Consider the following 15,068-nt stretch of genomic DNA (forward strand, 5'->3'; position numbering starts at 1 on the left):
TGACTATACCGGGCGGTTTTACCCGCCCTCTGACCGATGTTACTTACCTGCGGCAATACGCTGCTTGATATGATCAGCACGCGCCTGTGAGGCGGGGTGCGAGTCAAACATGCTGCTGGCGTGGGTGCCTTCCATCTTCGCCAGTTTTTCAAAGCTGGTGACCAGCCCCTGTGGATTGATATCGCGTTTTTTCAGCAGGTCGAAAGAGTAGTCATCAGCCTGGGATTCCTGGCCCTGCGAAAACTGCGCGTTCACCAGCTTCTCACCCAGATCGCCTAACTGGGACTGCGACAGCGAAGCGGTAACCCCGCCCACGGATGCGGCAGCGCTGCGCGCGGCGGTAGTCGCCCATGCCAGCTGCATGGCTTTGCGCGAGTGACCCAGAGCAACGTGGCCCATTTCGTGGCCCAGCACGCCTTCAACCTCGTTATCGCTCATTAAATCCATCAGGCCGCTATATACGCGGATGCAGCCGTTCGCCATCGCCCATGCGTTGACGTCCTTAGTCAGATAAACCTTATAGTTGGCCGGGGTGCCGTTGATGTTATCTCCCAGCGCAGCAGAGATTTTTTTCAAGCGTTGTGCATAAGGACTGCTGTCAGGGGCAATTTGTGCCTCGCTGTCCATCTGCTGGCAGGATTTGTCGCTCAGCTCTTTAACCTGCGCATCGCTAAGGGTCGCAGCCTGCCAGGCTTGGGAGCCAGACTGCATCAGGGCATTGCTGTCAAAATTCTGACAGCCGGAAAGTAAGCCAGTCAGTGCCAGCGCGATGAAAGAGATACGTTTCTTCATTCCATTTTTATCCATTAATGGTAACAAGTGAGTAAAAACAAATCGTTGTTATGACTCGTCGGAGGATTAGCCTCTCTGCGAGAGGCGGTTATAACGTTTGTTAAGCCGGTTGCATAGTCGGCTTAGGGCTAAACTGCAAGTTATGTGATTTTTTTTACCGCCAGCGCCATGTACATGTTACCCGTATTTCATGTACATTGATGATCGACTTCCCTTCGGCTTTGCCCTATAACTCATTCATTACAATAGGTTAAGTACGGCGAAGCGTTAAATCCGACCTGGAGCAGAAAATGTCTTCTCGCAAAGAGCTTGCCAACGCCATTCGCGCATTAAGTATGGATGCGGTGCAAAAAGCCAAATCCGGCCACCCTGGCGCACCAATGGGCATGGCTGATATCGCCGAAGTGCTGTGGCGTGAATTCCTTAATCATAACCCAACCAACCCGCTGTGGGCTGACCGCGATCGCTTCGTGCTGTCAAACGGTCATGGCTCTATGCTGATTTACAGCCTGCTGCATCTCAGCGGCTACGATTTGCCGATCGGCGAGCTGGCTAACTTCCGTCAGCTGCACTCCAAAACCCCAGGTCACCCGGAATATGGCTACACCGTGGGCGTCGAAACCACCACCGGACCACTGGGACAGGGCATCGCTAACGCGGTAGGTTTTGCGATTGCGGAACGTACGCTGGCGGCGCAGTTTAACCGTCCGGGCCATGACGTTGTTGACCATAACACTTATGTGTTTATGGGTGACGGCTGCATGATGGAAGGTATCTCCCACGAAGTCTGCTCGCTGGCGGGAACGCTCAAGCTGGGCAAGCTGGTGGCTTTCTATGACGACAACGGTATCTCCATTGACGGCCACATTGATGGCTGGTTCACCGACGATACGGCGCAACGCTTTGAATCCTACGGCTGGCACGTCGTGCGCGGCGTGGACGGCCACGATGCGGACGCGATCAAAAAAGCGGTTGAAGAAGCCAAAGCGGTTAGCGATAAGCCTTCCCTGCTGATGTGCAAAACCGTGATCGGTTTCGGTTCACCTAACAAGGCCGGTACGCATGATTCTCACGGCGCACCGCTGGGCGATGAAGAAATCGCACTGACCCGTAAGCAGCTGGGCTGGAACCACGCGCCGTTTGAGATCCCACAGAATATCTACGCGCAGTGGGATGCGAAAGAAGCCGGTCAGGCCAAAGAAGCGGCCTGGAACGACAAGTTTGCAGCCTATGCACAGGCCTTCCCGGAGCTGGCTGAAGAGTTCAAACGTCGTACCAAAAATGAATTGCCGGCTAACTGGGCTGCTGAATCGCAGAAGTTCGTTGAGCAACTACAGGCTAACCCGGCGAAAATCGCCAGCCGTAAAGCCTCGCAGAATGCCATTGAAGCTTTTGGTAAATTGCTGCCAGAGTACCTGGGCGGTTCCGCCGATCTGGCCCCTAGCAACCTGACCATGTGGTCTGGCTCTAAGCCTATTAACGAAGACGCAGCGGGTAACTATATCCACTACGGCGTGCGCGAATTCGGTATGACCGCAATCGCTAACGGCATCACTCTGCACGGCGGTTTCCTGCCGTATACCGCGACCTTCCTGATGTTTGTTGAGTACGCACGTAACGCTGTGCGTATGGCTGCACTGATGAAAATTCGTCAGGTCATGGTGTATACCCATGACTCAATCGGACTGGGTGAAGATGGCCCTACTCACCAGCCGGTCGAACAGCTGGCGAGCCTGCGCGTGACGCCAAACATGAGCACCTGGCGTCCGTGTGACCAGGTTGAATCCGCGATTGCGTGGAAATATGCCATTGAACGTCATGACGGCCCAACGGCACTGATCCTCTCTCGCCAGAACCTGGCGCAGCAGGAGCGTACCGCCGAGCAGTTGGCGAACGTTGCCCGTGGTGCTTACGTACTGAAAGATTGCGCGGGAACGCCGGAAGTGATCTTTATCGCTACCGGTTCTGAAGTTGAGCTGGCGGTGGGGGCTTACGACAAGCTGACTGCTGAAGGGCGCAAAGCGCGTGTGGTTTCCATGCCGTCTACCGATGCCTTCGACAAGCAGGACGCGGCTTACCGTGAATCCGTATTGCCGAAAGCTGTCAGCGCCCGCGTGGCGATTGAGGCAGGTATCGCCGATTACTGGTTCAAATATACTGGTCTGAACGGTGCCATTGTTGCCATGACCAGCTTCGGCGAGTCGGCTCCGGCAGAAAAACTGTTTGAGCTGTTTGGCTTCACCGTTGATAACGTGGTTGCCAAAGCGAAAGAGCTGCTGTAACACGGCATAAATGGGCGGATCGACGATCCGCCCATTTCCTCACGGTAATTGCTATTTTTGTGACGCAGATCGAAAGTTACGCGCCACAATTGATCCCAATCATTCCCATTATTCCTCACTTCTATTACTCTAGCTGAAGCGTTTCAGTTTGTTTTTGTTTACGGGTCATTGGCGTCAGTGCGCCATGTTTTCGCGCAGAATGTTCTGTACAAATTCCAACTGCTGGCTCAGGCTAATTGTCCGATTTCAAGATGAATTCAGATTTGGAGTGCTATGACCGTTCGCATTGCCATTAATGGTTTTGGTCGCATTGGGCGCAACGTTTTACGTGCGCTATATGAAACCGGGCGACGGGCTGAGATCACGGTGGTGGCGATCAATGAACTGGCTGATGCGGCCGGGATGGCGCACCTGCTGAAATATGATACCAGCCACGGTCGTTTTGCCTGGGACGTGCGTCAGGAGCGTGATCTGCTGACGGTCGGAGATGACACTATTCGCCTGCTGCATATCCCGGAGATTAACGCTCTGCCGTGGCGCGAGCTGAATGTTGATATCGTGCTGGACTGCACCGGAGTTTACGGCAGCCGTGCCGATGGTGTAGCCCATTTGCAGGCCGGTGCCAGGAAAGTGTTGTTCTCGCATCCGGGCGATCACGATCTGGATGCAACGGTGGTGTATGGCGTCAATGAAAAGGAGCTGCTGCCAGAGCATTTGCTGGTATCGAACGCCTCCTGTACCACCAACTGTATTATTCCGATAATCAAACTATTGGATGATGCCTGGGGTATTGAATCGGGTACGGTGACCACCATTCACTCGGCAATGCACGACCAGCAGGTGATAGATGCTTATCACCCGGATCTGCGCCGCACCCGCGCCGCCAGCCAGTCGATTATCCCGGTCGATACGCGGCTGGCCGCCGGGATTACGCGCATATTCCCGAAATTTAATGACCGCTTTGAAGCGATTGCGGTGCGTGTACCGACCATTAACGTCACGGCTATCGATCTTAGCGTCAGCGTACGCGATGCTGTAAAAGCCTGCGAGGTCAATGCCCTGCTGCAAAGTGCTTCATCAGGAGCGTTTAATGGTATAGTCGACTACACGGAATTACCGTTAGTCTCTATTGATTTTAATCACGATCCGCACAGTGCCATTGTGGATGGCACGCAGACTCGGGTCAGTGGTCAACACCTGATTAAGACTTTAGTCTGGTGTGACAACGAATGGGGCTTTGCTAACCGCATGATCGATACCACGTTAGCCATGGCCTCCAGCGGTTTCAGCCTGGACGCGGCTGCGTCAATAAAACTTTGAGAATCAACGAGAGGGTTCACCATGTCTGTAATTAAGATGACCGATCTGGATCTTGCTGGTAAACGTGTTCTGATCCGTGCAGATCTGAACGTGCCGGTAAAAGAAGGGAAAGTGACGTCTGATGCACGTATTCGCGCTTCTCTGCCGACCATCGAAGCGGCGCTGAAGCAGGGCGCCAAAGTGATGGTGACCTCCCACCTGGGCCGCCCGACCGAAGGTGAATACAGCGAAGAGTTCTCTCTGCTGCCGGTCGTTAACTACCTGAAAGAGAAACTGGGAGCAGACAACGTCTCCCTGGCAAAAGACTACCTCGATGGTGTTGAGCTGGCCGCTGGTAAGCTGGTGGTGTTGGAAAACGTGCGCTTTAACAAAGGCGAAAAGAAAGACGACGAAACCCTCTCCAAAAAATATGCAGCGCTGTGCGACATCTTTGTGATGGATGCCTTCGGCACCGCGCACCGCGCACAGGCTTCTACCCACGGCGTGGGCAAGTTTGCTCCGGTTGCTTGTGCGGGTCCGCTGCTGTCAGCTGAACTTGAAGCCTTAGGCAAAGCGCTGAAAAGCCCTGCGCGCCCAATGGTGGCAGTGGTGGGGGGATCGAAAGTTTCCACCAAGTTTGATGTGCTCAATTCGCTGGTTAAGATTGCTGACACCGTTATCGTCGGCGGTGGCATCGCCAATACCTTTGTGGCCATTGAGAACAACGTCGGTAAATCCCTGTACGAGCCAGATTTCGTTGATGCGGCGAAAAAACTGCGTGATGAGTACGGGATCCCGGTTCCGGTTGACTCTCGCGTAGGCACGGAATTCTCTGAAACTGCGCCATCTACCGTGAAGAAAGTGTCTGAAGTTCAGGATAACGAAGAGATCATGGACTTCGGTGACGAAACCGCACTGGCAATGGCTAAGCTGCTGAAAGATGCCAAAACTATTTTGTGGAACGGCCCGGTAGGCGTGTTCGAATTCCCTAACTTCCGCAAAGGAACTGAAATCGTTGCTAACGCGATTGCAGACAGCGATGCATTTTCCATTGCTGGCGGTGGTGATACGCTGGCAGCCATCGACCTGTTTGGTATCGAAGATAAAATTTCTTATATCTCTACCGGTGGCGGTGCCTTCCTCGAATTCGTAGAGGGCAAAGTTCTGCCAGCGGTTGCCATGCTGGAAGAGCGTGCAAAACAGTAAACCCTGTGGCGGGGACGTTCCCCGCCTGATTGATTTCACAGATTCCGATTAAACGGCCGACAAAAACAGGACAAGCAAACATGTCTAAAATTTTTGATTTCGTAAAACCAGGCGTTGTCACCGGTGACGACGTGCAGAAGATTTTCAAAGTGGCGAAAGAGAACAAGTTCGCCCTGCCTGCTGTTAACTGCGTAGGGACTGACTCTATCAATGCCGTACTGGAAACCGCCGCGAAAGTGAAAGCGCCGGTCATTATCCAGTTCTCTAACGGCGGTGCGGGCTTTATCGCGGGCAAAGGTCTGAAATCAGACCAGCCGCAGGCCGCTGCCATCTTCGGTGCTATCTCTGGCGCACATCACGTACACCTGATGGCCGAGCACTACGGCGTGCCGGTGATCCTGCATACTGACCACTGCGCGAAGAAACTGTTGCCGTGGATCGACGGTCTGCTGGATGCGGGCGAAGCACACTTCGCTAAAACCGGTAAGCCACTGTTCTCTTCTCACATGATTGACCTGTCTGAAGAGTCTCTGGAAGAGAACATCGAAATTTCCAGCAAATACCTGGCGCGCATGGCGAAAATCGACATGACCCTGGAAATTGAACTGGGCTGCACCGGTGGTGAAGAAGATGGCGTTGACAACAGCCATATGGACGCTTCTGCACTCTACACCCAGCCAGAAGATGTGGATTATGCTTACACAGAGCTAAGCAAAATCAGCCCGCGTTTCACCATTGCGGCCTCTTTCGGTAACGTGCATGGCGTATACAAGCCAGGTAACGTGAAACTGACCCCGACTATTCTGCGTGACTCCCAGCAGTACGTCAGCAAGAAACACAACCTTGAGCACAACTCACTGGACTTCGTGTTCCACGGTGGTTCTGGTTCATCCGCTGCTGAGATTCAGGAATCAATCAGCTACGGTGTGATCAAAATGAACATCGATACCGATACCCAATGGGCAACCTGGGACGGCATCCTGCAGTACTACAAAAAGAATGAAGGCTATCTTCAGGCGCAGCTGGGCAACCCGGAAGGCGCAGATAAGCCGAACAAAAAGTTTTACGATCCGCGCGTATGGCTGCGTGCTTCCCAGGCTTCAATGATTGTTCGTCTGGAGCAGGCATTTAAAGAGTTGAACGCCGTCGACGTACTGTAATTACGCTTTTGTACAAAAAAGGCCCGCACGGGCCTTTTTTTTCGCGCTTTTTGCAGAAAATATAAGCAATCTCGCCACTTACTTGGCACATCTCACTTTATTGTTTTACCCTTACTCCAGCGGTTGCCGTGATCACGGCAAGAATTTGAACGCCCCTTGGGCTAACAACAGGATAGGGAAATGGATAATTTGAATGTGGTAGATGGCATCAACAGCGCCGGTGGCTGGCTGGTGCGTAATCAGGCGCTGCTGCTTGGTTACGTGGTCAATATCGTCGCGGCAATTGTTATCATTACTGTTGGTATGGTTGCGGCGCGCCTTATTGCTAAAACCGTCAACAGGTTGCTGGTAGCACGACATATCGATCCTACCGTAGCTGATTTTCTTTCCGGGCTGGTTCGTTACGGTATTATTGCCTTTACGCTGATAGCGGCTCTGGGGCGAGTGGGAGTTGAAACCGCATCTGTCATTGCCGCACTGGCTGCTGCCAGCTTAGCCTTTGCGATGGCGCTACAGGGCTCCCTGGGTAACCTTGCGGCAGGCGTACTGCTGGTGACCTTCCGTCCATTCCGTGCGGGGGAGTTTGTTGACCTCGGTGGTGTGAGCGGTACGGTACTACAGGTACAGATCTTCTCCAGCACGCTGCGAAGCACCGATGGCAAGATTATCGTCGTGCCAAACGGTAAAATTATCGGCGGCAATATCATCAACTATTCGCGTGAGCCTGAGCGCCGTAATGAATTTATTATTGGCGTTGCCTACGATGCGGATATCGATCGGGTATTTAAGGTACTGCGTGAGGTGGTCGATGCCGAGCCGCGTGTGGTGCAGGAACGTGGCGTACAGATAGGGGTTAATGAACTTGCCGGTTCATCCGTTAATGTCATCGTGCGCTGCTGGAGCAAGCTGGACGATATGCAAAACGTCTATTGGGATCTGATGAAAAACTTCAAGATCGCATTGGATGAGAACAAAATCGGTATTCCTTATCCGCAGATGGATGTGCATTTTCATCAGACTACATCTGGCGAAGCGACGGAAAAAACCGCCCAGCCGGAATAATCGCATTACGCGCTAGCCCGTTTTTAAGCGCAATGCCGACCTTGCTGTACCTGGGTTGACCTTAGCGGTCAGCCCTGTTCATTCCCTCCTTTTATTAGCATTTCTGATTGACCATTAAATTTTTAAATTTCCCCTGATCATCCCACCTCTATACACTTGCCGAAAAAAATAACCGGCGAGGTTTTATTATGTTATCTGTTTATTTTCAAGGTGTTGCTATGGGGGCAGCCCTGATCCTGCCGCTGGGGCCGCAGAATGCATTCGTATTGAATCAGGGGATACGTCGCCAGTTTCATCTGATGACGGCGGCGCTCTGTACGCTGAGTGATATTCTACTGATTTGCGGCGGTATTTTTGGCGGTAGCGCCCTGTTGAATCAGTCGGTGCTGCTGCTTAGCCTGGTCACCTGGGGTGGGGTGGCTTTTCTGCTGTGGTACGGCTGGGGGGCGCTGCGTATTGCCTGCGGTGGAAATGTCCAACTGGCATCAGCGGCTGCGTTGCAGCACGGGCGATGGCGCATCGTGATCACCATCATAGCGGTGACCTGGCTGAATCCGCATGTCTATCTGGATACGTTTGTTGTGCTCGGCAGTCTCGGTGGTCAGCTGCCGCCAGAGGCACGACGCTGGTTTGCTCTCGGCACTGCCAGCGCCTCGCTGCTGTGGTTTTTTGGCCTGGCGTTGCTGGCCGCGTGGTTAGCTCCGCGACTCAATACCACACGCGCTCAGCGCATAATTAATCTGCTTGTAGGGCTGATGATGTGGGCGATTGCCATCAAACTGGCATGGCAGGCTATCTCCACCTGATGAGGGGAACTCGCTGGCGAAGCCGGGGTCATAGTATGACGTGTATTTGCGCAGCAAAACGGGTTGGCGACATGATGACAAGGTTCGCCAGCCTTTTGAATCAATTTGAAGACAGACCACATGGAGAACGCAGTGAAGCTGACTAAACTGGCCCTGGCCGCTATATTGGGATTAGGTACTTTGCCACTGGCAGTGCAGGCGGATGAACTACCAAACAGGCCGCATATCGTTACCTCTGGGAAATCCAGCGTGGATGCCACACCGGATATTGCCACCCTCGCTATTGAAGTTAACGTTTCCGCTAAAGATGCCGGAGAAGCCAAAAAGCAGGCCGATAGCCGCGTACAGCAATATTTTGATTTCCTGAACAAAAACGGCATCGATAAGAAAGATGTTAACGCAGCGAATCTGCGTACTCAGCCAGAATACGACTATCAGAAAGACGGTAAGTCAGTGCTGAAAGGCTATCGTGCGGTGCGTCAGGTACAGGTTACGCTGCGCCATCTTGAAAAACTGAACGAGCTGTTGGATGGAGCGCTGAAATCAGGCCTCAATGAAATCAGTGGGGTTGAACTAGGCGTCGCTAACCCAGAGCAGTACCGCGATCGGGCGCGAAAAGCGGCGATCGAGGATGCGACTAAGCAGGCCGGTGAACTGGCGCAGGGCTTTGGCACTAAGCTTGGGCCGATCTATAGCATTCGCTATCATGTTGCCAACTACCAGCCCATGCCGATGGCGCGGATGTACAAAACCGCTGATGCCGCCGTATCGACCTCTGCCGGGCAAACCTACGAGCAGCAGAGTATTCACTTTGACGATCAGGTTGATGTGGTGTTTGAACTACAGCGTAATCCGTAACGCGAGTTCTGCGGGCGGCCGCTTGCTTGTTGGCCGCCCCGCAAAACCCACTATGCCGTATCCTGACGCAGCACGCGGTGGCCATGTGCCAGAAGGGCATCCGTCACTTTACGCATCAGGCGGCTCTCCGGGGAAAAACGGTGCCAGTAGAGCATACGGCGTTGCAACAGCCCCGGCGTTAAATCGATCAATTCTCCCTCCGCCAGCTCCCGCTCTATCTGCAAGTGCGGGATCATACAGCAGGTGGTTCCTTGTCGTGCCAGCTGCACAAATGCTTCCGATGAGTTAACGATATGGCAGGGTACGCTGCCGGGCGACAGATCGAAATTCTGCTGCAAGAAGGCCTGGTGCATGTCATCCAGATGGTCAAAAGCGACCGCCGGAGCTTTCAGCAAGGCGGAGCGCGTCACGCCATTCGGGAAGTAGCGGGCAGCAAACTCTTTTGAGCCGACAAACAGATAATCAAGCGCTCCCAGCCGATCGACCAGACAGCTGGGCAGCGGCTGCGGCTGGATACTGACCGCGCCGACCACTTCACCACGGCGCAGGCGTTCCTGAGTTCGGGTTTCATCTTCCACCTGAATATTCAAACGCACCGGCGAGTCGGTCAGTACGGTTTTCAGCGCGGGCAGCAGCCAGGTCGCCAGGCTGTCGGCGTTGACCGCCAGCGACAGCAGCAGCGGGGTTGTGCCGCTGTTATCATCACCCAGCCACTCTTCTTCCAGCAGCTCAACCTGATGCAACAGCGCCAGCAGTTTTTGTCCTTGCTCCGTAGGGCGCGGCGGTACGGTTCGCACCAGCAGCGGCTGACCGAACATGTTCTCCAGCTGTTTAATGCGCTGTGAGACCGCAGACTGGGTGATACACAGCTTTTGTGCCGCGCGTTCAAAGCCGCGTTCACGGATCACTGCATCCAGCGCCTGAAGCGTTCGGTAATCCGGGCGTTTCATTAATTTTTGCACTCTCTTTCAGGTGTGGTAGGTCACTATGCCATATATTCTGCAACTTGCGCCGAGCGAATGCCACATTATGAATTCAGTACTTTGCGTGCCAGATTCCATTCTTGCCAATCAACGTGGTACAGAACGGTTTTTTTTAATGAGCTTGCTTTATACTACGCGCACAGAGTGGCAGCACGGGTTTTAAACATACCATGACGCAGGATGAACTGAAAAAGGCTGTAGGCTGGGCCGCGCTTGATTACGTCACGCCGGGGACTATCGTTGGGGTTGGCACCGGTTCGACCGCCGCGCATTTTATTGATGCGCTGGCGTCGATCAAACACCAAATCGAGGGAACGGTTTCCAGCTCGGAGATTTCTACCGCCAGACTGAAGGCTTACGGCATCCCCGTTTTCGACCTCAACGAAATCGACGCCCTCTCGCTCTATGTTGACGGCGCTGATGAGATCAACGGGCAGATGCAAATGATCAAAGGCGGTGGTGCCGCGCTGACGCGTGAGAAGATCATTGCTGCGGTCGCCGATCGCTTTATCTGCATTGCTGATGAGTCGAAGCAGGTTGATGTGTTAGGACATTTTCCACTGCCTGTGGAAGTGATCCCGATGGCACGCGCCTATGTCGCGCGCGAGCTGGTAAAGCTCGGCGGCCTGCCGGAATACCGTCAGGATGTGGTGACCGACAACGGTAATATTATTCTCGACGTGCATAATCTCAGCATTATTGACCCCATCAGGCTGGAAACAGCGATCAACGCCCTGACTGGCGTGGTGACAGTGGGCCTGTTTGCCGCCCGTGGTGCCGATGTGGCGCTGATTGGCACTGCCCGTGGTGTGCAGACCATTAAAAAATGATCTGTCAGGTGTCGTGTCGGCACCTGATATTTCGGCATAAAAAAAACAATTTTTTCATGACTAAAATTTAGTGACTTATGTCACATTGTGCTCTCCAGCTGTGCGATCCTCCTGATGTCAGGGATTGCGCCGCGATTTTCTATTGATTTGTGCTGCATGTTGGGCCAGCCGTGCTGAACCGCAGGCAATCGTTTGTATTGCTGCTGGCGTAAATTTTGTTATTTTGGCAGAAGGCTATCTTATATCCTCACCAGAACGCCTGTTGCAGCATGGTGCCGCTTTACCTGCTGGCTTAGCCTGGCGCAGCGTACAGCGCCTCGACAACAGGCGGGATGATGAGGATCCAGCCACATCTGAGGTCTGCAAAACAAGGTCGGGAACGCGAAATGGCAAAAGTATCACTGGAGAAAGACAAGATTAAATTCCTGTTGGTGGAAGGCGTGCATCAGAGTGCAGTTGATAATCTGCGCTCGGCGGGCTACACCAACATCGAATTTCATAAGGGCGCACTGGATAGCGAATCGCTGAAAGAATCTATCCGCGATGCGCACTTTATTGGACTGCGTTCGCGTACCCACCTCACCGAAGAGATCTTCGCTGCGGCGGAGAAACTGGTGGCCGTTGGCTGCTTCTGCATTGGGACTAACCAGGTTGATTTGGACGCTGCGGCGATACGCGGTATTCCGGTATTCAATGCGCCATTCTCTAATACTCGCTCCGTCGCTGAGCTGGTTATCGGGGAGCTGCTGTTGATGTTGCGCGGTGTTCCTGCGGCAAACGCCAAAGCGCACCGTGGTCAGTGGCACAAGCTGGCGGTTGGCTCCTATGAAGCGCGTGGCAAGAAGCTGGGTATCATCGGCTACGGTCATATTGGTATGCAGCTGGGCGTACTGGCGGAAAGCCTCGGCATGCACGTTTTCTTCTATGATATCGAAAGCAAGCTGCCGCTCGGTAATGCTACCCAGGTTCAACATCTTTCTGACCTGCTGAATATGAGCGATGTGGTAAGCCTGCATGTGCCGGAAACTCCGTCCACCCAAGATATGATTGGCGCAGAACAGCTGTCGCAGATGAAGCCAGGCGCACTGCTGATCAACGCCTCACGCGGCACGGTGGTAGATATTCCTGCTTTGTGCAATGCTCTGGCGTCTAAGCATCTGGCGGGCGCGGCAATTGACGTATTCCCGGTAGAGCCGGCTACCAACAGCGATCCTTTCAATTCACCGCTGTGTGAGTTTGATAACGTCATCCTGACGCCACATATCGGCGGTTCTACTCAGGAAGCGCAGGAGAATATCGGTATTGAAGTGGCGGGGAAACTGGCGAAATACTCCGATAACGGCTCTACGCTGTCAGCGGTTAATTTCCCTGAGGCTTCACTGCCTATGCATGGGGCCAACGCCAGCCGCCTGATGCATATTCATGAAAACCGTCCCGGCGTACTGACGGCGATTAACCAGATCTTTGCCGAGCAGGGCATTAATATCCTCGCTCAGTATCTGCAAACGACCCCGCAGATGGGATATGTGGTGATTGATGTCGAAGCACCGCAGGAAATTGCCGATAAAGCGTTGCAGCTGATGAAGGCGATCCCGGGAACCGTCCGCGCCCGTCTGCTTTACTAACGTTCCGCTGGCTCAACCCCCCGGCGAAAGCGTCGGGGGGTTGAGCCAGCTGATTAACGCCGCAATGACCATTGCCAAATCTTTGACGGCGTGATCAGCGCTGGTAGCGGCACATCCCACTCCGCCATCGGTAACTGCTCCACCTGCTGACAGTCATGCGCCAGCCCCACCGGTAAAAAACCGTGCTGTGGCCAGTTCTGCAACGTTCTGTCGTAAAATCCTCCGCCCATACCCAGTCGTTGCCCTGCCTTATCAAAGGCCACCAGCGGCACCATCATCACGTCCAGCTCGGAGAGTGGCAGAATATGACGAATATCCAGCGGTGGCTCTGGGATGCGCAGACGGTTGATTGTCAGAGCGGTTTGTTGGTCATAGCGCATAAACAGCAGATTGCCCGGTGAGAACGGATGCAGCACCGGCAAATACACATTTTGCTTACGTTGCCAGAGGCGGGCGATGAGTGGGCGTGTATTGAGTTCACCATCGACGGAAAGGAACAGCGCAATGTTTTTCGCTTGCTGTAACGGGGCAAAATTTAGCGCCCGTTCGGCGGCCTGCACGGCGGCAAGCTGCTGCTGTTCGTCGCTGATTTGGCGGCGCAGCTGGCGGATGTGGTGACGGATATCCTGACGATCGCGCAGGTTGAGGTTCATAAAAGCAGCGTCTCCCGGTACAGGTGCAGTCTGCGGTTAGACATCACGCCTTACCTGAACACCCGATTCGATGTGCTGGATGAGCGTAACGCAAAATCTTGTTGCAGTGAGTGTAGGTGACGGGGAGGCGAAGGGACAGTCAATGGCTGGGTAGAGCAGGAATAAAAGAGGGATCTCCGAGATGCCGCCGCAGGCTGTAACCCTTGAACCCTTGGTTCAAGATGAGCATGCCGTCGTAACCATCAGGTTTCTCGGACGGACCGAGCATACACACAGGTTACAGAGCGCCACACTCTGTTTGGTATGAAATATCGGCTCAGGGGACTGGCCCGCTTGCAAACACCTCAGAGAATTTTGTCCTTCAACGTCACTCTATCATAGCTAACGGTAAAGTGTTATTCGAAGTTCGTTCCGGTACGTTCAGTAATGCGACCCTGTTCAAGCAATGCCTGTTCGATGGTCTGTTGCAGCATCCGGATACGCTGCTCCATATTTGACGCATAGTCACGAGTTTTAGATTTTTCCTGCGCCAACTCATGGCAAATATTCAGGGCAGCAATAAAAACTAACTGCTCGGTATTCGTGACTCTAGTGCGAACTTTTAAGTCTTGCAACCGTTGATTGAGGTCTTCAGCAGCCAGGTTCAGCGCATCTTGCTGTTCCGGCGGACAATTTACTCGTAATGAACGGCCAAAAATTTGAAGATCTACCGGTTGTGCAGACATGTCACCATCCTGACTGATTACTGTACCCGCAATCATCCTTACCGCTCAAGGGCTTGGAACGGGCGTCACTATAACTACCCCAAATATAAGAAACAACCCCTTTCTGGAATCATCGAGGCACCTGGTGGTAGCATAACATGAACTTATTCAGCCAACGACGGCCAAAACGTATGTCACTAACTAATATCATGCCGGGCTACAACGCTCTGGCCTCAGTACTTACCCAGCAGGGTGTTGCCATGACTCCTGCCGAAATGCATGGTCTGATCAGCGGATTAATCTGCGGCGGCAGCGGTGACCGCTGGCAGACCCAAGTGCACGATCTAACCAACGAGGGGATGGCCTGGTCACAGGTGCTGGCTCTGCCTCTGCAAGAGCTGCACGACGCCACGGGCAATGCGCTGGAAGATGACGGCTTCCTGTTTCAGCTTTACCTGCCGGATGATGATGACATCAGCGTATTTGACCGCGCCGATGCCCTTGCTGGCTGGGTCAACCACTTCTTGTTGGGATTAGGCGTCACGCAGCCAAAACTCGACAAGGTGAAGGGAGAGACCGGCGAAGCGATCGACGATTTACGCACTATTGCCCAGCTCGGTTATGATGAAGATGAAGATCAGGAAGAGTTGGAGCAGTCTCTGGAAGAGGTCGTGGAGTATGTGCGCGTAGCCGCATTACTGTGCCACGATACCTTTACCCGAGTGGTAGCGCCCACCAACGTCGAAATGAAAAAACCGACGCTGCATTAAGGGAAATCCCCCGACAGTGGTGATTTAACGGATTTGCA

Annotated in this window: 14 protein-coding genes and 1 other RNA gene; 10 read left to right on the forward strand and 5 right to left on the reverse strand. The window is 53.5% G+C overall.

Features of this window, described 5'->3' with window-relative positions:
• Positions 1-39 precede the first annotated feature (39 nt).
• The gene (gene loiP / locus EPIR_RS03325) at positions 40-792 is read right to left on the reverse strand and encodes a metalloprotease LoiP (protein ID WP_048696792.1); all 753 of its coding nucleotides are present in this window, start codon (positions 790-792) and stop codon (positions 40-42) included.
• A 290-nt stretch (positions 793-1,082) separates the two neighbouring features.
• Here loiP and tkt point away from each other — a divergent pair, with 290 nt between their 5' ends.
• From tkt to EPIR_RS03360, 7 genes are all read left to right on the forward strand, one after another.
• A complete protein-coding gene (tkt, locus tag EPIR_RS03330) occupies positions 1,083-3,074 on the forward strand; it encodes a transketolase (protein ID WP_023653890.1) in 1,992 nt (663 codons plus the stop codon).
• 273 nt (positions 3,075-3,347) lie between these two features.
• Complete coding sequence (gene epd / locus EPIR_RS03335) at positions 3,348-4,394, forward strand: erythrose-4-phosphate dehydrogenase (RefSeq protein ID WP_023653891.1); 1,047 nt, start codon at positions 3,348-3,350, stop codon at positions 4,392-4,394.
• Between the two features lie 21 nt (positions 4,395-4,415).
• A complete protein-coding gene (gene pgk, locus EPIR_RS03340) occupies positions 4,416-5,579 on the forward strand; it encodes a phosphoglycerate kinase (protein ID WP_023653892.1) in 1,164 nt (387 codons plus the stop codon).
• Between the two features lie 80 nt (positions 5,580-5,659).
• Complete coding sequence (gene fbaA / locus EPIR_RS03345; RefSeq protein WP_023653893.1) at positions 5,660-6,739, forward strand: class II fructose-bisphosphate aldolase; 1,080 nt, start codon at positions 5,660-5,662, stop codon at positions 6,737-6,739.
• A gap of 180 nt (positions 6,740-6,919) precedes the next feature.
• On the forward strand, positions 6,920-7,801 hold the full coding sequence (gene mscS, locus EPIR_RS03350) for a small-conductance mechanosensitive channel MscS (protein ID WP_023653894.1): 882 nt from the start codon (positions 6,920-6,922) through the stop codon (positions 7,799-7,801).
• Positions 7,802-7,989: 188 nt separating this feature from the next.
• Positions 7,990-8,607, forward strand: coding sequence for an arginine exporter ArgO (argO, locus tag EPIR_RS03355; protein WP_023653895.1), 618 nt, complete (start codon positions 7,990-7,992; stop codon positions 8,605-8,607).
• Between the two features lie 120 nt (positions 8,608-8,727).
• Entirely contained in the window at positions 8,728-9,465 is a 738-nt protein-coding gene (locus EPIR_RS03360) for an oxidative stress defense protein (protein ID WP_048696795.1), read from the forward strand.
• 50 nt (positions 9,466-9,515) lie between these two features.
• On the opposite strand, the gene EPIR_RS03365 is transcribed toward EPIR_RS03360, so the two are convergent.
• Positions 9,516-10,415, reverse strand: a complete 900-nt coding sequence (locus tag EPIR_RS03365; protein WP_012442512.1) for a LysR family transcriptional regulator ArgP — start codon at positions 10,413-10,415, stop codon at positions 9,516-9,518.
• Between the two features lie 203 nt (positions 10,416-10,618).
• Here EPIR_RS03365 and rpiA point away from each other — a divergent pair, with 203 nt between their 5' ends.
• Together rpiA and serA are read left to right on the forward strand one after the other, a co-directional pair.
• The gene (rpiA, locus tag EPIR_RS03370; RefSeq protein ID WP_023653897.1) at positions 10,619-11,278 is read left to right on the forward strand and encodes a ribose-5-phosphate isomerase RpiA; all 660 of its coding nucleotides are present in this window, start codon (positions 10,619-10,621) and stop codon (positions 11,276-11,278) included.
• A 386-nt stretch (positions 11,279-11,664) separates the two neighbouring features.
• Entirely contained in the window at positions 11,665-12,903 is a 1,239-nt protein-coding gene (gene serA, locus EPIR_RS03375; protein ID WP_023653898.1) for a phosphoglycerate dehydrogenase, read from the forward strand.
• Positions 12,904-12,956: 53 nt separating this feature from the next.
• On the opposite strand, the gene EPIR_RS03380 is transcribed toward serA, so the two are convergent.
• From EPIR_RS03380 to zapA, 3 genes are all read right to left on the reverse strand, one after another.
• A complete protein-coding gene (locus EPIR_RS03380; RefSeq protein WP_023653899.1) occupies positions 12,957-13,556 on the reverse strand; it encodes a 5-formyltetrahydrofolate cyclo-ligase in 600 nt (199 codons plus the stop codon).
• A gap of 169 nt (positions 13,557-13,725) precedes the next feature.
• Positions 13,726-13,910, reverse strand: a non-coding RNA gene (ssrS, locus tag EPIR_RS17995) — 6S RNA.
• Positions 13,911-13,951: 41 nt separating this feature from the next.
• A complete protein-coding gene (gene zapA / locus EPIR_RS03385; protein ID WP_012442508.1) occupies positions 13,952-14,281 on the reverse strand; it encodes a cell division protein ZapA in 330 nt (109 codons plus the stop codon).
• Positions 14,282-14,451: 170 nt separating this feature from the next.
• Here zapA and EPIR_RS03390 point away from each other — a divergent pair, with 170 nt between their 5' ends.
• Positions 14,452-15,030: a YecA/YgfB family protein gene (locus EPIR_RS03390; RefSeq protein ID WP_048696834.1), complete on the forward strand. Its 579-nt coding sequence runs from the start codon at positions 14,452-14,454 to the stop codon at positions 15,028-15,030.
• The last annotated feature ends 38 nt before the right edge of the window (positions 15,031-15,068 follow it).

The organism is Erwinia piriflorinigrans CFBP 5888 (assembly GCF_001050515.1).
In the GTDB taxonomy this organism is placed as follows: Bacteria; Pseudomonadota; Gammaproteobacteria; order Enterobacterales; family Enterobacteriaceae; genus Erwinia; species Erwinia piriflorinigrans.